The sequence below is a fragment of the Saccharothrix sp. CB00851 genome (assembly GCF_001905065.1).
Taxonomy (GTDB): domain Bacteria; phylum Actinomycetota; class Actinomycetes; order Mycobacteriales; family Pseudonocardiaceae; genus Actinosynnema.
Genome location: NZ_LWLC01000001.1, coordinates 534,604 through 554,435 on the forward strand (window position 1 = coordinate 534,604; position 19,832 = coordinate 554,435).

Annotated in this window: 23 protein-coding genes; 8 read left to right on the forward strand and 15 right to left on the reverse strand. The window is 71.7% G+C overall.

Features of this window, described 5'->3' with window-relative positions:
* Positions 1-163: 163 nt before the first annotated feature.
* The 6 genes from A6A25_RS02610 to A6A25_RS02635 all read right to left on the reverse strand — a co-directional run bounded on the left by A6A25_RS02610 (position 164) and on the right by A6A25_RS02635 (position 7,097).
* Complete coding sequence (locus A6A25_RS02610) at positions 164-1,729, reverse strand: 4-coumarate--CoA ligase family protein (RefSeq protein WP_073886053.1); 1,566 nt, start codon at positions 1,727-1,729, stop codon at positions 164-166.
* Positions 1,730-2,148: 419 nt separating this feature from the next.
* Positions 2,149-3,036: a DUF4349 domain-containing protein gene (locus tag A6A25_RS02615; protein ID WP_073886054.1), complete on the reverse strand. Its 888-nt coding sequence runs from the start codon at positions 3,034-3,036 to the stop codon at positions 2,149-2,151.
* A gap of 68 nt (positions 3,037-3,104) precedes the next feature.
* The gene (locus tag A6A25_RS02620) at positions 3,105-3,587 is read right to left on the reverse strand and encodes a YbjN domain-containing protein (protein WP_073886055.1); all 483 of its coding nucleotides are present in this window, start codon (positions 3,585-3,587) and stop codon (positions 3,105-3,107) included.
* Positions 3,584-4,837 (reverse strand): D-inositol-3-phosphate glycosyltransferase, encoded by a 1,254-nt coding sequence (mshA, locus tag A6A25_RS02625; RefSeq protein WP_073886056.1) that lies wholly within the window; start codon positions 4,835-4,837, stop codon positions 3,584-3,586. Before mshA ends, A6A25_RS02620 begins: the two co-directional genes overlap by 4 nt.
* Positions 4,834-5,631, reverse strand: a complete 798-nt coding sequence (locus A6A25_RS02630) for an alpha/beta fold hydrolase (RefSeq protein WP_073886057.1) — start codon at positions 5,629-5,631, stop codon at positions 4,834-4,836. Before A6A25_RS02630 ends, mshA begins: the two co-directional genes overlap by 4 nt.
* A 320-nt stretch (positions 5,632-5,951) precedes the next feature.
* Positions 5,952-7,097: a L,D-transpeptidase gene (locus A6A25_RS02635; protein ID WP_083667831.1), complete on the reverse strand. Its 1,146-nt coding sequence runs from the start codon at positions 7,095-7,097 to the stop codon at positions 5,952-5,954.
* A gap of 102 nt (positions 7,098-7,199) precedes the next feature.
* On the opposite strand from A6A25_RS02635, the gene A6A25_RS02640 reads away from it, so the two are divergent.
* Positions 7,200-7,934: an SDR family NAD(P)-dependent oxidoreductase gene (locus tag A6A25_RS02640; protein ID WP_073886059.1), complete on the forward strand. Its 735-nt coding sequence runs from the start codon at positions 7,200-7,202 to the stop codon at positions 7,932-7,934.
* Here the strand turns inward: A6A25_RS02640 and A6A25_RS02645 are convergent.
* Together A6A25_RS02645 and A6A25_RS02650 are read right to left on the reverse strand one after the other, a co-directional pair.
* Positions 7,885-8,883 carry a hypothetical protein gene (locus A6A25_RS02645; protein ID WP_073886380.1) on the reverse strand — a complete coding sequence of 333 codons (999 nt, stop codon included), beginning with the start codon at positions 8,881-8,883 and terminating at the stop codon, positions 7,885-7,887. The genes A6A25_RS02640 and A6A25_RS02645 overlap by 50 nt on opposite strands.
* A gap of 118 nt (positions 8,884-9,001) precedes the next feature.
* On the reverse strand, positions 9,002-10,111 hold the full coding sequence (locus tag A6A25_RS02650) for a UDP-N-acetylmuramate dehydrogenase (protein WP_073886382.1): 1,110 nt from the start codon (positions 10,109-10,111) through the stop codon (positions 9,002-9,004).
* Here A6A25_RS02650 and A6A25_RS02655 point away from each other — a divergent pair.
* The 5 genes from A6A25_RS02655 (at position 10,110) to A6A25_RS02675 (ending at position 14,206) form a co-directional block, all read left to right on the forward strand.
* Positions 10,110-10,607: a DUF2505 domain-containing protein gene (locus A6A25_RS02655; protein WP_073886060.1), complete on the forward strand. Its 498-nt coding sequence runs from the start codon at positions 10,110-10,112 to the stop codon at positions 10,605-10,607. The genes A6A25_RS02650 and A6A25_RS02655 overlap by 2 nt on opposite strands.
* Positions 10,586-11,389 carry an SAM-dependent methyltransferase gene (locus A6A25_RS02660; RefSeq protein ID WP_073886061.1) on the forward strand — a complete coding sequence of 268 codons (804 nt, stop codon included), beginning with the start codon at positions 10,586-10,588 and terminating at the stop codon, positions 11,387-11,389. Before A6A25_RS02655 ends, A6A25_RS02660 begins: the two co-directional genes overlap by 22 nt.
* 10 nt (positions 11,390-11,399) lie before the next feature.
* Positions 11,400-12,134 (forward strand): maleylpyruvate isomerase family mycothiol-dependent enzyme, encoded by a 735-nt coding sequence (locus tag A6A25_RS02665; RefSeq protein ID WP_083667833.1) that lies wholly within the window; start codon positions 11,400-11,402, stop codon positions 12,132-12,134.
* Positions 12,135-12,146: 12 nt separating this feature from the next.
* Positions 12,147-13,025 carry a formyltetrahydrofolate deformylase gene (purU, locus tag A6A25_RS02670; protein ID WP_073886062.1) on the forward strand — a complete coding sequence of 293 codons (879 nt, stop codon included), beginning with the start codon at positions 12,147-12,149 and terminating at the stop codon, positions 13,023-13,025.
* A 113-nt stretch (positions 13,026-13,138) separates the two neighbouring features.
* Complete coding sequence (locus A6A25_RS02675; RefSeq protein WP_073886063.1) at positions 13,139-14,206, forward strand: LOG family protein; 1,068 nt, start codon at positions 13,139-13,141, stop codon at positions 14,204-14,206.
* Here A6A25_RS02675 and A6A25_RS43810 read toward each other — a convergent pair.
* On the reverse strand, positions 14,178-14,318 hold the full coding sequence (locus A6A25_RS43810) for a hypothetical protein (RefSeq protein ID WP_158073675.1): 141 nt from the start codon (positions 14,316-14,318) through the stop codon (positions 14,178-14,180). The genes A6A25_RS02675 and A6A25_RS43810 overlap by 29 nt on opposite strands.
* A gap of 46 nt (positions 14,319-14,364) precedes the next feature.
* Entirely contained in the window at positions 14,365-14,913 is a 549-nt protein-coding gene (locus tag A6A25_RS02680; protein ID WP_073886383.1) for a YbaK/EbsC family protein, read from the reverse strand.
* 71 nt (positions 14,914-14,984) lie between these two features.
* Between A6A25_RS02680 and A6A25_RS02685 the strand changes: the two genes are divergently transcribed.
* On the forward strand, positions 14,985-15,743 hold the full coding sequence (locus A6A25_RS02685) for a MerR family transcriptional regulator (RefSeq protein ID WP_073886064.1): 759 nt from the start codon (positions 14,985-14,987) through the stop codon (positions 15,741-15,743).
* Positions 15,744-15,783: 40 nt separating this feature from the next.
* On the opposite strand, the gene A6A25_RS02690 is transcribed toward A6A25_RS02685, so the two are convergent.
* From A6A25_RS02690 to A6A25_RS02710, 5 genes are all read right to left on the reverse strand, one after another.
* Positions 15,784-16,338 carry a type 1 glutamine amidotransferase domain-containing protein gene (locus A6A25_RS02690; RefSeq protein ID WP_073886065.1) on the reverse strand — a complete coding sequence of 185 codons (555 nt, stop codon included), beginning with the start codon at positions 16,336-16,338 and terminating at the stop codon, positions 15,784-15,786.
* 9 nt (positions 16,339-16,347) lie between these two features.
* Positions 16,348-17,007 carry an alpha/beta fold hydrolase gene (locus A6A25_RS02695; RefSeq protein WP_083667905.1) on the reverse strand — a complete coding sequence of 220 codons (660 nt, stop codon included), beginning with the start codon at positions 17,005-17,007 and terminating at the stop codon, positions 16,348-16,350.
* A complete protein-coding gene (locus A6A25_RS02700) occupies positions 17,004-17,288 on the reverse strand; it encodes a DUF2516 family protein (protein ID WP_274534283.1) in 285 nt (94 codons plus the stop codon). Before A6A25_RS02700 ends, A6A25_RS02695 begins: the two co-directional genes overlap by 4 nt.
* Before the next feature lie 116 nt (positions 17,289-17,404).
* Complete coding sequence (locus A6A25_RS02705) at positions 17,405-18,109, reverse strand: hypothetical protein (protein ID WP_073886386.1); 705 nt, start codon at positions 18,107-18,109, stop codon at positions 17,405-17,407.
* A gap of 5 nt (positions 18,110-18,114) precedes the next feature.
* On the reverse strand, positions 18,115-18,573 hold the full coding sequence (locus A6A25_RS02710; protein ID WP_241828462.1) for a helix-turn-helix domain-containing protein: 459 nt from the start codon (positions 18,571-18,573) through the stop codon (positions 18,115-18,117).
* A 112-nt stretch (positions 18,574-18,685) separates the two neighbouring features.
* Here A6A25_RS02710 and tgmC point away from each other — a divergent pair, with 112 nt between their 5' ends.
* Entirely contained in the window at positions 18,686-19,810 is a 1,125-nt protein-coding gene (tgmC, locus tag A6A25_RS02715) for an ATP-grasp peptide maturase system methyltransferase (RefSeq protein ID WP_073886387.1), read from the forward strand.
* Positions 19,811-19,832: the final 22 nt, after the last annotated feature.

Consider the following 19,832-nt stretch of genomic DNA (forward strand, 5'->3'; position numbering starts at 1 on the left):
CGCGTGTTCTCCGATGTGTGGGTTCCGATTCGCACCCGACATGGTTGTGGAGCGTGATCGGTCCGGCTCGGTGAGTAGCCGGTGTCAACACGATCGTGGGACAACCCGGACGCGGAAAACCCCCGGCGGCGTGGTCGCCACCGGGGGTTTCACCGGGCTCGCGTCAGGCGGACGCTTCGCGGGCGCGGAGGTCCTTGCGCAGGATCTTGCCCGAGGCCGACTTCGGGATGGCCTCGATGAACTCCACGACCCGCACCTTCTTGTGCGGTGCCACCTGGGAGGCCACGAACTCCATCACGCCGGACTCGTCCAGCGCCGTGCCCGGCTGGCGGACGACGAAGGCCTTCGGCACCTCCTCGCCCTCCTCGTCGCGCACGCCCACGACGGCCGCGTCGGCGATCTCCGGGTGGGTCAGCAGCAGCGCTTCGAGCTCGGCCGGCGGGACCTGGTAGCCCTTGTACTTGATCAGTTCCTTGACCCGGTCCACGATGCTGACCAGGCCGTTCTCATCGATCACGGCGACGTCGCCGGTGTGCAGCCAGCCCTCGTCGTCGAGCGTGGCGGCGGTGGCGTCGGGGTTGTTCAGGTAGCCCTTCATGACGTTCGGGCCGCGGCACCAGAGCTCGCCGCGCTCGCCGACGCCGACGTCCTCGCCGGTGGCCGGGTCAACGAAGCGGCACTCCATGTTCGGCGCGATGACGCCCACCGTGCCGACGGAGATGTCGTCGCGGCCGTCCGGGATCGCGTGGCTGACCGGGCTCATCTCGGTCATCCCGTAGCCCTGCGAGACGCGGCAGCCCAGGCGCTTGGCCACGGCCGCGGCCAGGTCGACGTCCAGCGGCGCGGCGCCGGAGAAGATCGTGTCGATGCCGGACAGGTCGTACTGGTCGACCAGCAAGTGCTTGGCCAGCGCCACGGCGACCGGCGGGGCGATGTAGACGCGGTCGGTGCGGTGGTCTTGGATCACCCGGAGGAACTCGGGCAGGTCGAACTTCGGCAGCGTCACCACCGTCGCGCCGACGTGCAGGCCGTTGTTCATCAGCACCTGCATGCCGTAGATGTGGAAGAACGGCAGCACGGCGAGGATCTTCGTGTTCGCGCCGACCTTGAGCAGCGGCCCGCACTGGGCGATGTTCGCCACCAGGTTGCGGTGGGTCAGCATCACGCCCTTGGCCCGGCCGGTCGTCCCGGACGAGTACGGCAGCACGGCCACGTCCCGCGCCGGGTCGATCGACACCTCCGGCACCGGCTCGTCGTTCGCCAGCAACGACGACAGGCTGGGGTAGCCCTCGGCGGCGTCCAGCACGACCACGTCCGAGATGCCCGCCTTCTCGGCGCCCGGCGCGGCGTTGGGCAGCAGCACCGACACCGTGAACAGCATCTTCGCGCCCGCGTCCGCCAGCTGGTGCGCGACCTCGTCCGCCGTGTACAGGGCGTTGATGGTGGTCGCGGTGGCGCCCGCGCGCAGGATGCCGTGGAACACGACCGCGTAGTACGGGGTGTTCGGGCTGAGGATGCCGACCACGTCGCCCTTGCCGATACCCCGAGCGGCCAGCGCGGCGGCCAGGCGGTCGACCGCCCCGGCCAGTTGGCGGTACGTCAGGGACGCGCCCGAGGTGCCGTCGACCAGGGCGACCCGGTCGGCGCGCTCGCCGAGGTCGGCGAACAGCAACTCGTGCAGCGTGACGTCCGGGACCGCGACATCGGGGAACGGACTGCGGAAGACCATGCGGCTGCCTCATTCATCCAGGGGGCCGGGATCCAGCCATCGTGAGGTCCAGCCACAGCACCGGTCAAGGCACTCGCTCGTGACGCTACAGCGTTACTTAACTCGGCTAAGAACACACGAATGGACTAGCGCCGCCCCTTGTGGTGATCACCGGCCATCTGCCAAGTTGGCAAGGCCTCGCGGGTCGGCTCCCACGCACTCCGATCGACCGGCGTGGCACCACCGCGGTTTGCCATCCCCCCGTCGAACCGCGGCCCGCTTGGACCTCCGGGCTCCCCCCGCCCCGGGTCCGATCGCAGCGGGGAACGACGCGGGGCGGCTTGAACTTGCGACTCCCCCTCTCTCCCAAGCCGCCCCGCGCTCCCGCACGATGTTGCTCTCAGTAGAGTTTCCGCTCCGGAACCCGACTCAACCGGGTGTCACGGCGTGCTCGACGACGCGACCGCGACGGCCTTCCGGCGCCGCCGCCACCACAGGTAGCCGAACGTCGGCAGCCCCAGCACCACCGCGAACGGCAACACGCCGCCCAGCACCACCAGCAGCCAGCCGAACGCCTTCAGCAGGGCGTTCCAGCCACCGGCGAAGGCCTCCAGGAACTCGTTCTCCTCCGGCACCACCACCGGCTCGCCGGTCGCCGTGATCACCACGGTCAGCGTCGACAGGGCGACCTGGCCCTTCAGCGTCTCGTACCGGCGCTGCAACGACTCCAGCTCGGACTGCCGCCTGGTCAGCTCGGCCTCGATGTCGGTGATCTCGGCCGTGGTCGTGGCGCGGTCCAGCAGCCCGCGCACCCGCTCGACGCTGGCCCGCTGGTTCGCCAGCCGGACCTCGACGTCCACGATCTGCTCGGTGACGTCCTCGGTCTGCAGTTCCCGCTTGCCGACCTCGACGCCTTCCAGCTTCGAAACCGAATCCATCACCCGGTCCAGCCGGTCACCGGGCACCATCAGCGTCACAGAGGCCCGGTTGGGCTGGGTCCTCTCCTGCGCCGGGTAACCGCCCTCCGCCAGGACCAGGTCCTTGACCTGCGACAACACCGCGTCGGAGTCCGGCGCGCGCAGCTCGACCGTGGCCTTGCGGACGAGCTGCCGGTTCTGCTGCGCCGACGTGCCCGCCTGCTGCGCCTCACCCGTCCCGGACTGCTGCTCCTGCTTCGGCGTGCCGCCACCGCGCTGCGCGTTGTCCTGCGCCGGCGCGGGCGCCACCGCCGGTGCGTCCGCCGACGACCCCGACGTGTTGTTCGCGCCACACCCCGCCAGCGCCAGCGCCGCGAAGGCGGCCACCACCAGCCCCACCCGTCTGCCCATGTGACCCTCCCTGGTTTCCGGTCACCGGTGGGACGGGGCGCGGGTTCACCCCCGTTGCCCGCGCGTGATCACGATTCGGACACCAGGTGCCGGAACGCCTGGAGGTTGGCCAGCGACTCGCCGCGCGAGACCCGCCAGTCCCACTCCCGCTGGATGGCGCCGGCGAACCCCAGCTCCAGCAACGCGTTGAAGTCGCCGTCCGCGGCCTCCACCACCTGCCCGAGCACCCGGTCCAGCTCGTCGGGCGTCACGGCGTGCAACGCGATCCGGCCGACCAGGTAGATGTCACCGGTCGTGTCGATCGTGTAGTGCACGCCGTACAGCCTGGCGTTGCGCCGCAACAGGAACCGGTAGACGTCCTCGTGCGCCTCGTCGGGCTTGCGGCACACGAACGCCTCCACCACCAGCGCGTGCCTGCCGACCACCAGCCAGCAGTTCGTCTGCAGCTTCTTCGTGCCGGGCAGGGTCACGAAGAAGCGGCCCGGTTCCTTGCGCTCGTAGCGCAGCTCGCGGTCGTCCAACGTCGACCGGATGACGTCGTCCAGGCTCAAGCGAAGACCTCCTCGCGGAACACATCACGTGCCTCGGCGTACCCCGCGAGCAGTGAATCAGTCGTCCGGTCCCACGAGAACCGGCGGGCGTGGCCCACCGCGTTGCCGGCCAGCTCCTCCCGGAACGCGGGGTTCAGCGCGATGGTCGACAGCACCCGCGCCCACGTCCCGGCGTCGTGACCGTCCACCAGCGCCCCGGACAACCCGTCGCGCACCGCGACCGGCAACCCGCCGACCGCCGCCGCGACCACCGGCGTGCCGCACGCCTGCGCCTCCAGCGCCACCAGCCCGAACGACTCGTTGTAACTCGGCACGGCCACCACGTCGGCCGCCCGGTAGACCCGCGCCAACGCCTCACCGCCCTGCGGCGGCAGGAACCGCACCACGTCGGAGATCCGCAGCTCGGCCGCCAACCGCACCAGCTCGTCCGGCGTCCTCATCCCCGACCCCGACGGCCCGCCGACGACCAGCACCACCAACCGCGACCTCAACCCGGGTTCACGCGCCACCATCTCCGCCGCCGCACGCAGCAGCACGTCGGGCGCCTTCAACGGCTGGATGCGCCCCACGAACGCCAGCACGATCGCGTCCGACCGCAACCCCAGCGCCGCCCGCGCGCCGTCCCGATCACCCGGCGCGAACCGCTCCAGGTCCACCCCTGGCGGCACGACCAGCACCTTCGCCGGGTCCGCGTCGTACAGCTTGACCAGCTCGGCCGCCTCGACGTCGGTGTTGGCCACGAGCCGGTCCGCCACCGCGACGACCTGCTCCTCGCCGATCACCCGCATCCGCGGCTCCGGCGTGTCGTCGGCCGCCAGCGCCAGGTTCTTCACCTTGGCCAACGTGTGCGCCGTGTGCACCAGCGGCACCGCCCACCGCTCCCGCGCCAGCCACCCGACCTGACCCGACAACCAGTAGTGCGAGTGCACGACGTCGTAGTGCCCCGGCTCGTGCCGCGCCTCGGCCCGCAGCACACCCGCCGTGAAGGCGCACAGCTGACCGGGCAGCTCTTCCTTGCCCAGCCCCTCGAACGGCCCCGCGACCACGTGCCGCACCTTGACCCCGGGCGCGAGCTCGGCGACCGGCGGCAGGTCGGAGGACGTGGCCCGGGTGAAGATCTCCACCGCGATGCCCCGCTGCGCCATCCGCGTGGCCGTCTGCACGATGTAGACGTTCATGCCACCGGCATCACCCGTGCCGGGCTGCTCCAACGGCGAGGTGTGCACCGACAGCACCGCGACCCGCTTCACCGCGCGACCCCCGCGACGAACCCGGCCAGGTCGGCGGCGAAACGCTCGGGACGTTCCAGGAACGGCGCGTGTGCGGTTCCGTCGTAGCGGCGCAAGTCGGCTCCGGGGATCAGGGCCGCCGCGTACTCCCCGGCGGCCGGGTCGACCACCTCGTCGGCGGTGCCGTGCACCACCAGTGTCGGCTTGTCGACCGACTTCAGCACAGCGGCACTGCCCACGTCCCGCCGGAACATCTCCCGCCGGACCCTCGGCGGCACCCGCAACGCCGTCCCCAACAGCCGCTGCACCACCTCACCACCGAGCCCCGACGCCTGATCACGACAGAACCGCGCCATCGCGGGCACCGCCACCTCCGGGTCCTCCGACAACGCTCCGGGCAACGCCGCCCGCATCACCGGCCCGGTCACCCCGCCATCCCGATCCCGCCCGACCTCCGTGATGGCACCGACCAGCACCAACCCGGCAACCCCCGCCGTGCCGTGCACCCGCAGGTAGTCCGCGATCACCAACCCGCCGTACGACCACCCGACCACCACCGCCGGCCGTCCCACGTGATCGAGCACGGCCTTCAGATCGGCCGCCCAACAAGCCGAATCGCGATACCCGCCTTCGACGACCTCCGAGTCCCCATGACCACGCAGGTTCAGCGCGTAGGTGCGCAACGACGGCAACGACGGCCACACCTCCCCGGACTGCGCCCACCCGTGCACCAGCACGACCGCGGGGGCGTCAGCCGGACCCGACTCGCGGACCGCCAACCGGACGCCCTCGGCGTCGAGGAGAGTGTTCTGCACGACCTAGCACAACGCCCGGATCAACCCATCACTTCCCGAAGCAAGTGATTTTGCGCCCTCCACCACACCCAAGTCCCGCTCGTGAACCCTTGGTCGGGTCCGGCGCGGTAAGGGCTCGGTGGGTAGGTCCGGCTCGATTTGACATGGGGCCCCTTACGGGTACTCCAGGCAGGCCAAAGCCGGGCAGGCCTGGCGGATAAAGCGCCCGCCAAGCCTGCCCGGCTTCGACCAGCCTAAAGCACCCGAACCCCATGTAAAATCGGGCCTCTGCGGGCTGGTTCCGGGTCCGTTGTGGTCCCGCTAGTCGAGCTTTCTCACCCTCACAGGGCCGACATGGTCTGCCACTGCGACCACGGGATCTGCCAGTCGTACCAGTCGAACTGCGCCGGCAGCGTCATGCTCGCCCCGGTCACCTCCACCGGATCACCGACCAGCGCGGTGTCGTAGTACGCCTTGGCGTCGGCCTCCAGCAGGTTCACGCACCCGTGCGACGTGTTGGCCTTGCCGATGTTCGCCGCGTTGTCGTTGTTCTCGTGGATGAACTCACCGTGGTTCGAGAACCGCACGGCCCACTTCTTGACCACGTTGGTGTACCCGTACTGCGGGTTGTCGAAGCTCCACGAGTCGAACTTCTGCATGACCACGAACGTGCCGTTCGGCGTGTTCAGGTCCGGGTTGTCGTCCTTGCCGAACGACGCCGGGTACGTGGCGACCGTCTGCCCGTCCCGCTGCACCACCATCTGGTGCGTCGGCGTGTCGATCTTCACGACCTGGTTCCGACCGATGGTGAAGTCGCTGGTCACGTCCGCGCGCCCGTACGCACCGCCGCCGTAGTGCACCCCGTACAGCTTGGCCTCGACGTGGATCTGCGTGTTCGCGGGCCAGTACTTCTCCGGCCGGTAGTGCACCTCGCGCGAGTTCAGCCATCCCCAGCTGCCCTGCACGCCCGCCGAGTTCGTCACGGTCAGCGCCTTCTCCACCGTCGCCCGGTCCGCGACGTCGGCGTCGAACTCGACCTTGATCGGCACGGCGACGCCCATCGTCTGGTTGTCACCGGGGAACAGCGTGGCGCGCACCTGCGCGGCCGGGTTCAGCGTGGTGAACCCGCCCTTCAGGTCGACCGGCCGCCCGTCCGTCCCGGTCGCCCGGCCCGCGTACTGGTAGGCCTTGCCGAACCCGAGCGGTTCCGTGCTGGTCCACGACTTCTTGTCGTCGGCGAGCTTGCCGGCGACCGCCTTGCCCTCGGGGTTGGTGACCGTGACCTGGTCGATGGCGCCCTCGGCGACGGTGACCTGCACCGGCACGTTCACCGGCACGTCGGTCGCACCGTCCGCGGGCGCGGTGGTGAACTTGGCCACCGGCGGGTTGTCGCCGCCGACCGGCTTGGCCGTGCCCTGCTCCACCTTCGCCGAGCAGCCTGCCACCAGGGACAGGCCGAGCAGCAGAGCCGCCACTGTCCTGTGCACGTTACGACGCACGTTACGACCTCCTGATCGAAGGACGTCCCACACGGCTCCCGGTGCGAGTGATCCGCATCACATTCACTTACCGCACCTAAGATCGCCGGTGTGAACCGTCCTATCGCAGTCGTGACCGGAGCCAGCGCGGGAATCGGTGAGGCCACCGCCCGCAGGCTCGCCGCCGAGGGCTTCCACGTGGTGCTCGGCGCCCGGCGGGTCGACCGCCTCAAGGTTATCGCGGACGAGATCGGGGGCACCGCGGTCGAGCTGGACGTCACCTCCGCCCCATCCGTCGAGTCCTTCCTCGACGCCGTCCCCGCGGCGAACGTGCTGGTCAACAACGCCGGTGGCGCGCGCGGCCTGGCCACCGTCGCCGAGGCCGACGAGGAGCACTGGCGGTGGATGTGGGAGACGAACGTGCTGGGCACGCTGCGCGTCACCAAGGGCCTGCTGCCGAAGCTGATCGCCTCCGGTGACGGGCACGTCGTCAGCGTCACGTCCATCGCCGCCTTCGAGGCCTACGACAACGGCTCCGGCTACACCTCCGCCAAGCACGCCCAATCGGCCCTGCACCGCACGCTGCGCGGCGAGCTGCTCGGCCAACCGGTCCGGGTGACCGAGATCCTGCCCGGCATGGTCGAGACCGACTTCTCCGTCAACCGGTTCGACGGCGACGCCGACCGCGCGGCCGCCGTCTACCAGGGCGTGACGCCGCTGACCGCGGACGACGTGGCGGACGTGATCGCGTTCGCGGTCACCAGGCCGCCGCACGTCAACCTCGACCAGATCGTGCTCAAGCCCCGCGCGCAGGCGTCGGCGACCCGGGTGCACCGGTCGTCGTGATCAGGTCCACGTCCAGTTGATCGAGCACCGGACCGATGGGGTTGGCGAACCCCCGGTCCGGGCTCCCGCCGCAGTACAGCCCGACGACCCGGTTCGCGTCGTCCAGCAGCACCGCGCCCGAGTCGCCGTGGTCGGCGAACCCGGGCGTCTCGATCCGGATCTGGTCGTGCAGCGTCCGCACGCCCAGCCCGACGCCGAAGTCCAGCGTGATCGCCGCGTCGGTGGACGCCACCACGCCCTCCGTGACCGCCGTCGTCCGGCCGCGCTTGCGCACCCGGTCGCCCACCCGCGCCTCGGCCCGGCCCGTGATCGGGCCCAGCCCCACCACCTCGGGACGCGCGCGCGGTGTCGTCAGCATGATCGCGGCCGCGTCCACCCGACCGGACAGCGCGGCCCGCGCCAGCGCGCCGACCCGGTCGCGCACCGGGTGGCCGCCGTCGATGCGGGACGGGTGCACCATCGGGTCGCCGACCGCCCACGCGTCGTCCACGCACGCCACGTGGAACGACGTCAACGCCATCACCATGTGCCTGCGCCGCGGCGTGACCAGCGCGCCCAGCGTGCCCGCCACCACGTAGTCGTCCACCTCCGCGACGTCGGGCGGCACCAGCCGGATCGCCCGGCTCGGCCCGATCCCGATGCCGCCGGCCAGCGACTCGTGCCGCTCCGCCCCGCCCACGTCCTCCGGCGACGCGATGGTGTGGTGCGGCCAGAACGTGTCCTCGACCACGTCGGTCGGCACGCCGAGCACGTCCGGCGGGATGGCGAACTGGGCGGCGGGCCCCTTGTGGCGGACGAACACGACGATCGCCAGCTCACCGGTCCCCCGGCCGCCGACGGTCTTCTCGCCGAGGTCGACACCCACCACGCCGGGCCGGCTCAGGAAATCGTCCTCAACCAGCTTCTTGATCGGCCTGACGGCCGCGCGATCGTCGTCGGGGTAGGCCATGACGACCTCCAACGGGTGCCTCTACCTCCATGAAACGCGTGGAGTGAGGATTCGTCACACCGCGTCACCCGTTCGGCCGTTCAGCCCGTCCGGTGCGACGGTCCGTCTCGGCCCGCCGTCACCCCAGTTCGCACCCCACCAGCACCGGTTCCGGGTGCAGCTCCACCCCGAACGCCGCCCGCACGCCGTCGCGCACCTCGCGCGCCAGGTCCAGCAGGTCCTCCGTCGAGGCACCGCCCCGGTTGGTCAACGCCAGCGTGTGCTTGCCCGACAACGCCACCCGCCCGCCGGGACCCCGGTACCCGCGGCCGAACCCGGCGCGTTCGATCAGCCACGCCGCCGACAGCTTCGCGAACCCGACCCCCGCCGGGTACGTCGGCACCTCCACGTGCGGCCCCAGCCGTTCCGCGATCCGGATCAGCACCCCGGCCAACGTCGAGTCGTCCAGCAGCGGGTTGGTGAAGAACGAGCCCGCGCTCCACGTGTCGTGGTCCGTCGCGTCGAGCACCATGCCCTTGCCGCGCCGCAGTTCCAGCACCGCCTTGCGGGCCGCGTCGGCGGGCACCCGGTCGCCCGGCGCGACACCGAGCACCCTGGCCAGCTCGCCGTACCGGATAGGCGCGGACTGCCCGCCCGCGGTCAGCGCGAACCGCGCCCGCAGCACCACCGCGTGGTCGGTGCCCTTCAGCACGCTGGTCCGGTACGCCAGCCCCAACCCTTCGGCCGGCACCTGGTGCACCCGGCCCGTGCGCCGGTCCAGCAGGTCCACCGAGGTCAGCACCTGCGACACCTCGACGCCGTACGCGCCGACGTTCTGCACCGGCGTCGCACCGACCAGGCCGGGGATCCCGGACAGGCACTCCAGCCCGCCGAGCCCCTGCGCCACGGCCTCCGCGACGACCGAGTCCCAGTCCTCGCCCGCCTCCACGGTCAGCTGCACGAGACCGTCGCCCAGCGGGTCGAGCCGGCGGCCGGACGTGCCGACGGCCACCACCGTCCCGGGGAACCCGGCGTCCGAGACCACCAGGTTCGAACCGCCGCCGAGCAGCAACAACGGCTCGCCGTCGGCGTCCAACGCGCGCACGGTCTCGACCAGCTCGGCGGCTGTGGCGGCACGCGTGAACCTCGTCGCGGGGCCACCGAGCCGCAGCGTGGTGCACTCGGCCAGCGGCACACGGACACTGGAGGGCGGGGTGGTCACGACCGAGAACGGTAGCCTCCGCGACATGGCACGCCGCATCGAGCACCGAACCACGTCCCGCTGGCCCGCGCGGGACGTGTACGCAGCGCTGGTGGACCAGACGTACCTGCGCGACCGGCTCGCCGAGCTGGGTGGCACGAACCCGGAGCTGGTCGCCTTCACCACCACCGACCAGTCCACGTCCTACCAGCTCAAGCAGGGCGTGCCCGCGGACAAGCTGCCGTCGGTGGCCCGCGGCCTGCTCGGCGGCGACCTCGTCATCGACCGCGCCGAGTCGTGGACCGAGGCCGGGTACGCGGGCACGGTCGAGGTGACGCTGAACGGCGTCCCGGGCAGGCTGGACGGCACGATCACGCTCGCCGACACCGCGGCCGGTGGGAGCGAACTCACCCTCACGGGCCAGGTCAAGGTGGGCATCCCGCTCATGGGCGGCAAGCTGGAGGCGTTGATCGCCGAACAGGTCGCCCTGCTGCTCGACAAGGAATCCGAGTTCACCGCCGAATGGCTCGCACGCCGCGCCTAGCCGCGGGCCGGGCGCGTGCGCTCGGCCTGCCCACCAGGGGCACCACCAACCCGAACCGCCTGCGCCGGGTCGACCGGTGGGTCGCGCACACCTACCGCGACCTGCTGTCCGCGCCGCAACCGCTGGTGGTCGACCTCGGCTACGGCTCATCCCCGATCACCACCGTCGAGATGGCGGCACGGCTGCGCGCCGTGAACCCGGACGTGCGCGTCCTCGGCCTGGAACTCGACGCCGACCGCGTCGCGGCGGGCAAGGAGGTCGCCGACCCACCGCTGCTGGACTTCCGGCGCGGCGGGTTCGAGCTGGCCGGTGCCCGTCCGCTGCTGCTGCGCGCGTTCAACGTGCTGCGCCAGTACACCGAGGAGCAGGCCGCCGAGGCCTGGGGCACCATGGTCGGCCGGCTCACGCCCGGCGGTGTGCTGGTCGAGGGGACGTGCGACGAGATCGGCCGCCGGTGCTGCTGGGTCGCGCTGACCGCCGAGGGGCCGCGAACGTTCACGCTCTCGTGCCTGCCCGCCGACCTGGAGACCCCCGGTGACCTGGCCGAACGGCTGCCGAAGGCGTTGATCCACCACAACGTGCCCGGTGAGCGGGTGCACGCCCTGCTCAGCGAGCTGGACGCGTGCTGGGCGACGTGCGCGCCGTTCGCGCCCTACGGCCCGCGGGCCCGGTGGGTGGAGTCCGTGCGGCTGCTGGCCGAGCGCGGCTGGCCGGTGCTCGACGACCGGAAGCGGTGGCGGCTCGGTGAAGTCACCCTGCCCTGGGACGTGGTGAGTCCCTAGGGTGTGCGGAGTGGACCACGCGGACTTCGTGCAGCAGTTGAGGACCCAGTACGCCGCCCTGCGGGACGCGGCGGTGGTCGCCGGGCCGGACGCGGCGGTGCCGACGTGCCCCGGGTGGGCGGTGCGGGACCTCGTCGACCACGTGGCAGGCGTCCACTCCTGGGCGTTGCGTGCACTGCACACGCCGCCGGACGGTGAGCGACCCCGCTTCGACGACCGACCCACGGACTGGGACGAACTGCTCGACTGGTGGGACAAGAAGGTCACCGACCTGGCCGATACGCTGGCCTACACCACGTCGAACACGCCCGCGTGGTCGTTCATCGGGCCCAAGACCTTCGCCTTCTGGTCACGGCGTCAGGCGCACGAGACCGCGATCCACCGGCTGGACGCCGAGCACGCCCGGCACGGCGCGGACGTGCCGTCGCTGCTGTTCGACGTCGAGTTCGCGGCCGACGGGGTGGACGAGTTCCTGACCCGGATGGTGGTGCGCGCCGCCCAGCGCAAACCGGTCGAGCGGGCGGGCCGGGTGCTGTTCCACGCCGCCGACGCGGGCCGTGCCTGGGAGGTCCGGCTCACGCCCGGGCAGCCGCCCGAGGTCGGTCCGATCACCGATTCGGCGACCGACGAGGACGCCACCGTGGCGGGCACCGCCGACGCGCTGTACCGGGCCGCGTGGAACCGGCCGAGCGGTGCCATCACATCAGGTGACAGGTCTCTGCTGGACGGGCTGCCGCGACCGTAGATACTTCCGGTCGTGCCTCTGCCTGAACGACGCTACGTGATCACCTTCGGCTGCCCCGACCGGACCGGCATCGTGGCGCGGATCTCCTCGTTCCTGGCCGAGCACGGCGGCTGGATCGTCGAGGCCGCGTACCACACCGACCCGGCCACCAACTGGTTCTTCACCCGCCAGGAGGTGCGCGCGGACTCGCTGCCGTTCGACGCCGACGAGCTGCGGACCCGGTTCGCCGAGGTGGCCCGCGAGCTGGGCGCGCACCCCGGCTCGTGGCGGGTGACCGACTCCGGTGAGCGCAGGCGGGTGGTGATCCTGGTCTCCAAGGAGGGCCACTGCCTGTACGACCTGCTGGGCCGGGTGGCGTCGCACGAGCTGGACGTCGACGTGTCCGCGGTCATCGGCAACCACGCCGACCTGGCCGGGATCACCAGGGCGCACGGCATCCCGTTCCACCACGTGCCGTTCCCGGTGAACGACCCGGAGGGCAAGGCGGCGGCGTTCGCGCAGCTGCGGCAGCTCGTGGACGGCCACCGGCCGCACGCGGTGGTGCTGGCGCGGTTCATGCAGATCCTGCCCGCGGAGCTGTGCGCGGACTGGGCCGGGCGGGCGCTGAACATCCACCACAGCTTCCTGCCGTCGTTCGTGGGCGCGCGGCCGTACCACCAGGCGCACAGCCGGGGCGTGAAGCTGGTCGGTGCGACGTGCCACTACGTGACCGCGGACCTCGACCAGGGTCCGATCATCGAGCAGGACGTGATCCGGGTGGACCACACCGACTCGATCAACGACATGGTGCGCAAGGGCCGTGACATCGAGAAGGTCGTGTTGGCGCGCGGTCTGCGGTGGCACCTGGAGGACCGCGTCCTGGTGCACGGCAACCAGACCGTCATCTTCTGAGCGTTGAACTCACCCCTCCCGAGCGTTGGACTCTCGCGAGAGTCCAACGCTCAGGCCGCGTGAGTCGTACGTTCAGGCACCGAGAGTTCAACACTCGGCCGTAGGCTGCGCCGGTGCGCACCGAGTACACCGACCTCGACCGGGTCCGCGCGGCGGACGACCTGCGGCACGCCGTGCTCGTCGGGCTCGACCTGAGCGACGTGGACCTGCGCGTGCCGATGGACGGCGCGCTGTTCCTCGGCTGCACGCTCTCGCCGCTCGGCCAACGGCGCGCGGCGGCGGCCGGTGCGCTGGTGTTCCCGGCCATCCCGGACCTGCCCTACGACGTGTACCGGTCGCGGCTCTACACGCCGGCCGAGCTGTTCGCCGGGTTCGACCCGGACGACCCGCTCACCTACGCCGACACCCCGGACGCCTTAATCTACCAGCACAGCCGCGCCCAGGGCCACAACCCGGACCCGCTGCACGCGCTCGCCGAACGCCTGCACGACCACGCGATCACCGAGGCGCTGGCCGACGTCCTGCCCGAACGGCCGGTCGCCGTGATGGGCGGGCACGCGCTGGGCCGTGACACGGACGGCTACCGCCGGGCCGTGGGGCTGGGCGCCGCGCTCGGCGAGGCCGGGTTCACCGTGCTGACCGGCGGCGGTCCGGGCGTGATGGAGGCCGTGCCGCTGGGCGTGCGGATCGGCGTGGACGAGCCGACGCTGAAGGACCTGGCGAAAGCCCCGAAGTTCGGCGCCGACGCGGAGTCCGTCGGCCGCTGGATCGCCGCGTGCCCGACCGACCTGCCCACCACCGACCGGCCGCGCACGATCGGCATCCCGACCTGGTTCTACGGTCACGAGCCGCCGAACCCGGCCTGTGAGCTGCACGCCAAGTACTTCGCCAACTCAGTGCGCGAGGAGGGCCTGCTCACCGTCGCCACCGGCGGCATCATCTACACGCCGGGCAGCGCGGGCACCGTGCAGGAGGTCTTCCAGGACTACTGCCAGAACCACTACGGCTCGGTCGGCCCGGCCGCGCCGATGGTGTTCCTGGGCCGGGCGTTCTGGCTGGACGAGGTGCCTGCCGCGCCGCTGGTGCAACGGCTGGCGCGCGGCCGTGACGCCGAGCGCTGGATCCTGGTCACCGACGACGCCGACGAGGCCGTCAGCTTCCTGCGGGAGTACGCGGCGTGACCACCCGCTCGACCACCTCGGCCGCGTCCAGGCACACGTCCTCGCGGTAGGCCCGCCCGATCAGCTGCACCCTGCCGGCACTGGCCGACGGACTCACCACGCACGTGCTCATCGGACACCTCACCCACGACCAGGCGCGGGAAGTGCTCGACGACCACCTAGCGGGTCAAGCCCTCCACGACCTCGGCACCCGGTAGCTTCGCCAGCACCTCGCCGGGCACCAGCAGCTTGCTACCCCGGATACCGCTGCCGATCACCAGTTCCGGCGCCGCCGCGACCTCCGGCGACAGCAGCACGGGCCAGTCCTCGGGCAGGCCGATCGGCGTGATGCCACCGTACTCCATGCCGCTGAGCGAGACCGCGTCGTCCATCGGTGCGAAGGACGCCTTGCGCGCGTCCAGCCGCCGCCGCACGACACCGTTCACGTCGGCGCGCGTGGTCGCCAGCACGACGCAAGCCGCGTACCGCACGGTCTCGCCACGCTTGCCCGCGACGACGACGCAGTTCGCCGACGCCTCCAACGGCGAGCCGTAGTGCGCGCAGAACTCGGCCGTGTCCGCCAACGTGGGGTCGATCTCCGCGACCGCGAGCCGGGCACCGTCTGCCATCGACCGGAGCGCGGCGGCGACGGGGTCGGCCACCAGGTCGAGCCGGTCGAGCGCGGGCACGGGGGTCAGGGTTCCTGCGATGGTCCACACACCGACCATCCTGCCGGCCACGCTTGACGTTGACGTTACGTCAACCCCTAACGTGGTCGGCACAGGGAGGGAGCGAGGTCATGGCCTGGTCGATCGCACAGGTCGCGCGGATGTCGAAGGTGTCCTCGCGGACGCTGCGGCACTACGACGCGATCGGCCTGCTCGAACCGGCATGGATCGGGGCCAACGGCTACCGCTACTACGAGCGGGAGCAGGTGCTCCGGCTGCAGCGGATCCTGCTGCTGCGCGACCTGGGACTCGGCCTCGACACGGTGGCCGAGGTGCTGGACGGGCGGCACCGGGAAGTCGACGTGCTGCGCAACCACGCGCGGTGGCTGGCCGCCGAGCAGGACCGGCTGGCCGCGCTGGCCAGGACCGTCTCCCGCACGATCGAGGAACTGGAAGGGGGTGACGAAGTGAAGATGGAAGAGCTGTTCGACGGTTTCGACGCCGACCGCCAGGCCCGCTACGAGGCGGAACTGGTGGAGCGCTACGGCGAGGGCGCGCAGGAGCACATCGACGAGGGCAAGCGCCGGCTGAAGAGCTGGACCAAGGCCGACGCCGACGCGTACCTGGCCGAGTGGCAGGCGATCGTCCAGGCGTACGCCGACGTGTTCCGCGCCGGTGTCGCGGCCGACGCGCCGCGAACGCTGGAGGTGACCGACCGGCACCACACCTGGCTGTCCAAGAGCTGGACGCCGAACCGGGAGTCCTACACCGGTCTGGGTGCGCTCTACGCCGACGCGCCGGAGTTCCGCGCCCAGCTGGACGAGCACGCCGAGGGCCTGGCCGGGTACGTCCGCGACGCCATCGCGGCCTACGCCGCGGCGCGCCTGTAAGACGTCCACGGGGAGGTGCACATCCCCGTGGACCGGTCGCTCAGAGCTCGTTGAGCCCGAAGGCCTTGAGCGCCTCGCGGTTGAACGCGGGCAGGTCGTCCGGCTTGCGGCTGGTCACCAAAGTCCAGCCGGCCATGGTGCAGACCCGGACCTCCTCGTCCGCCCAGTCGCCGCCCGCGTTGCGGATGTCGGTGGCCAGGCTCGGGAACGAGGTCAGCATCTTGCCCCGCACCACGTCCGCCTCGACCAGCAGCCACGGCCCGTGGCAGATCGACGCGACCGGCTTGCCCGCGGCCACGTGCTGCTTGACGAACTTCACCGCGTCGCGGTCCATCCGCAGGAAGTCGGCGTTGGCCACGCCGCCGGGGATGACCACGGCGTCGTAGTCCATGGGGTCGGCGTGCGCGAACGGCACGTCCACGTCGAACGTGTCGGCCGGGGTCAGGTGGTCGTACCCCTGCACCTGTCCGAGCTTGGGCGCGAGCAGCCTCGGCACCGCACCGGCCTTCTCCACGTGCTGCCAGGGATCGGTCAACTCGACCTGTTCGATGCCCTCCGTGTCGACCAGGAAGGCGATCTTCTTCTGTTCGGCCATGCTCTTCGGCTACCCGCGCAGGAAGTCGAGCAACCACCCGCGGACGTCCGCGCGGTGGGTCGTCCACGACGGCACGAGCTCCAGCCTGCCGTTCGGGAACGCGGCGGCCACCTGCTTGGCCACGTCCTCGGGGTGCAGCGGGTCTTCGGTCGCCCCGATCACCAGCACCGGCGCGGTGACCCGGGCCAGCACCGCCCGGCCGGTGACCGCGACCTGGCCGGGCAGCTCGGCCAGCGCGCCGTCGAGCCGGGCGAACGCCCGCCGCCGTTCCGCCTGGTAGTCCGGCGGCCCGCCGACGGCGGTGATCGCCTCTTCCCGGCCGAGCAGCCGCCGGGGCTCGTCCAGCACCGCGGGCAGCAGCAGGACGACCCGCTCGAACGCGTCGGGTTCGTCGGCGAGCAGGGCCAGCAGCGCACCCGCCGTCAACGAGACGCCGACGGCCCGGTTCGCACCGGTCTCCCGTGCGGCGGCACGCAGGTCGACGGCTATGCGCCGGTAGTTCCAGTAACCCTCGGGCGCGTCCGGCGCGTCGCCGTGGGAGGGGAGGGTGACCACCACTTTCGTGCCCGGCAGGCCGGACGTGGGCAGGCGGGCCTCACCGGGTGTCGCGCCCAGGCCGTGGCCGACGAGCGTGACGGGCGCGCCGGAGCCGAAGCTCCGGTGCGTCACCACCGCGGGCCGCGCTGGACCTCGATCAGCCGGGGCCGGACGTCGACCACGTACACCGTGACCGCGACCAGCCCGGCGAGCCAGAACATGCCGCCGGCGGAGAACGGGTGGAACAGCAGCAGCGCGAACGCGCCACCGCCGGTGATGCCGAGCCACGCGGGCTTGGTCATGCGCTCGGCCGCGGTGTAGGCGTCGGCCCGCTGCGAGAGCGCGTGCGCGAACGCGAACACGCCCGTGACCAGCGCGGCGTAGTAGGCCGCGAACATGACCCAGAGGTCCAGGTAGACGGGACTGAAGTCTGGGAACGGTGGCAACACACCCCCAGACTACGTGCGCGACGCGGTCGCGGTACAGACGGAACGGGGCGCCCCTGGTGGGACGCCCCGTCACGGTCGCATCACTTGGCGCTGTCGGTCGGCTTCTTCGCCGAGGTGGAGCGGGTGCCCGTGGTCTTCGCCGTGCCCGCGGGCTTCGCCGCGGTGACCGGCTTCGTCGCGGTGACCGGCTTGGTGGCGGCGGGCTTGCGCGGCGCGGCCTTGCGGGCGGTGCCGCGCACCTCGGCGGCCACGTCACCGCCGACCTCGACCACGGTCTCGGCCAGCTTCTCGCTCGCGTCGTCCAGGTCGTCGGCGACCTTCTCGCCGACCGCGCGGGTGCGGCGGGAGACCTTGCCGAGCACGTCGTCGGCCAGCACGCGGGCGTCCGAGGCCGCGGCCTCGGTGCGCTTCTGCGCGGTCTCGACGGCCTCCTCGACCTGGTGCAGCGCCTTCTGCAGGCCCGGCTGGGTCTTCAGCTTCTCCAGCGCCTCCTCGCCGTGCTGGGCGAGGAACTGGTAGAGGTTCAGCGCGGACTGCGTGTAGGCGTCCACGACCTTGCGCAGCTCGGCCGGGTCCAGCTTGTCGCGCAGGTCCTTGCGCAGTTCGCCCTGCTCGGCCGCGACCTTCGCCGACTCGGCGCGCTCGCGGGCCTTGTTCAGCGCCTCGATGACGGCCTTGGCGGCCAGGTCACCGGCGCCCAGGGCGGCGAGCAGCGGGGTGCGGGCGGCGGCGACTGCCTGCTCGCCCGCCTTGCGCAGTTCCTCGGTGGTGGGCAGGTTCGGCATGGAGATCACTCCTCCGGCTTGGTCTTCTCAATGGCGGTGTTCTCCGCCTTGGCGGTTATCTGATTGCCGGCTCCGCCGACTGTTGTCTGATTGCCGGCTCCGCCGGCGGTGTTCTCCCGCCGGAACGACTCGTAGACGTCGAGCAACACCTGTTTCTGCCGCTCGGTCAGGTCGGGGGCGGTGACGATGGCGTCCGCGAGAGCACCGCCCTCGCGCTGCTCCAGGATCCCGGCCTCGACGTACAGCGCCTCAGCCGAGATCCTCAACCCTTTCGCGATCTGCTGCAGGATTTCCGCGCTCGGCTTGCGCAGGCCGCGTTCGATCTGGCTCAGGTACGGGTTGGAGACCCCGGCGAGCTTGGCCAGCTGCCGCAACGAGATCTTCGCGGTGTTGCGCTGCTGGCGGATGTACTCGCCGATGTCGCGGCCGAGATCGGCCACCGCCTCGTCGATGGACTTGTCCAACTTCGCGGCACCTCCTCGTTCCGCAATTGACGGTACGCGGGGGTGCTAGCTACTGCAAGCGCTCTGCTAGCGATTCGGACGTGTGCTCGCCCACAGGGCTACGGTGGACCTCGTGGACGTTGCGGCGAACCTGCGAGCGCGGCTGGTCGACGCGCTGCTGGCCGCCGACGTGCTGCGCGACCGGCGCTGGGCGGACGCGTTTCGCCAGGTCCCGCGGCACGCGTTCCTGCCGGGGTTCTTCGCCCAACAGCCCGACGGCTCGTGGGAGCCGGTGACCGCCGAGCACCCGGACCACCTCGCGCTGGTCTACCGCGACGAGGTCTGCGTGACGCAGTTGGACGGCGATGACCACGCGTGGGAGCAAGCACTCGCCACTGGCGCCGTGACCGGGGTACCCACGAGTTCGTCGAGCATGCCGACGATCATGGCGATCATGCTGGAGGCCTTGGCCGTCGCGCCGGGCGACCGGGTGCTGGAGATCGGCACCGGCACCGGCTACAACGCCGCGCTGCTCTGCCACGCCCTCGGCGACGAGAGGGTGACCTCGATCGACGTCGACCCCGGCGTGCTGGTGCGCGCCGAGGCGCGGTTGGCCGCCGTGGGCTACCACCCGACGTGCGTGACGGGCGACGGCGAGCAGGGCTACGCGCCGAGGGCTCCGTACGACCGCGTCCTCGGCACGTGCGCGGTGTCCCGCATCCCCACGGCGTGGCTGGAGCAGACCGCGCCCGGCGGGCTGATCGTGACGACGTTCAACCGGGCCATCGGCGCCGGTCTGGTGCGGCTGACCGTGCGGGACGGGCAGGCGACCGGCCGCGTGCTGCTGGAGGACGGTCGGTTCATGCCGTTGCGCGCGCACCGGCAGGCGTGGGCGGACGAGGCGTTGCTGGAGGCGCTGACCGCGGCGCCGACGACGTCCCGCACGACGCTGTTGTCCTCGCGCAGCGTGCTGGACCCGGCCAGCGCGTTCGAGTTCTTCGCGGGCCTGGCGCTGGCCGAGGTGGCGGTGGCGGCCGACCCGATCCGGCTCGTGCACCCCGACGGCTCGTGGGTGCGCCACCGCGGTGCCGTGGTCGACCAGGGTGGTCCCCGCGCGCTGTGGGACGTCGCCGAGGCCGCCCACCGGCAGTGGCGGGCGCTGGGCAAACCGCGCCGCCACCAGTTCACCTTCACCGCGACGCCGACCGGGCAGCACTTCGCCCTGGACGACACCTCGCTGACCTGGCCACTCCCGTGAGTCGTACCTCCACGCCCCGCGT

What these genes read in the sequence shown, in the direction of transcription:
- A6A25_RS02610 (WP_073886053.1), bottom strand. Translation starts at nt 1,729, where the DNA reads ATGGTCTTCCGCAGTCCGTTCCCCGATGTCGCGGTCCCGGACGTCACG.
- A6A25_RS02615 (WP_073886054.1), bottom strand. Translation starts at nt 3,036, where the DNA reads ATGGGCAGACGGGTGGGGCTGGTGGTGGCCGCCTTCGCGGCGCTGGCG.
- A6A25_RS02645 (WP_073886380.1), bottom strand. Translation starts at nt 8,883, where the DNA reads ATGGCCTACCCCGACGACGATCGCGCGGCCGTCAGGCCGATCAAGAAG.
- A6A25_RS02655 (WP_073886060.1), top strand. Translation starts at nt 10,110, where the DNA reads ATGGCACGCCGCATCGAGCACCGAACCACGTCCCGCTGGCCCGCGCGG.
- A6A25_RS02650 (WP_073886382.1), bottom strand. Translation starts at nt 10,111, where the DNA reads ATGTCGCGGAGGCTACCGTTCTCGGTCGTGACCACCCCGCCCTCCAGT.
- A6A25_RS02660 (WP_073886061.1), top strand. Translation starts at nt 10,586, where the DNA reads ATGGCTCGCACGCCGCGCCTAGCCGCGGGCCGGGCGCGTGCGCTCGGC.
- A6A25_RS43810 (WP_158073675.1), bottom strand. Translation starts at nt 14,318, where the DNA reads ATGAGCACGTGCGTGGTGAGTCCGTCGGCCAGTGCCGGCAGGGTGCAG.
- A6A25_RS02680 (WP_073886383.1), bottom strand. Translation starts at nt 14,913, where the DNA reads ATGGTCGGTGTGTGGACCATCGCAGGAACCCTGACCCCCGTGCCCGCG.
- A6A25_RS02685 (WP_073886064.1), top strand. Translation starts at nt 14,985, where the DNA reads ATGGCCTGGTCGATCGCACAGGTCGCGCGGATGTCGAAGGTGTCCTCG.
- A6A25_RS02690 (WP_073886065.1), bottom strand. Translation starts at nt 16,338, where the DNA reads ATGGCCGAACAGAAGAAGATCGCCTTCCTGGTCGACACGGAGGGCATC.
- A6A25_RS02705 (WP_073886386.1), bottom strand. Translation starts at nt 18,109, where the DNA reads ATGCCGAACCTGCCCACCACCGAGGAACTGCGCAAGGCGGGCGAGCAG.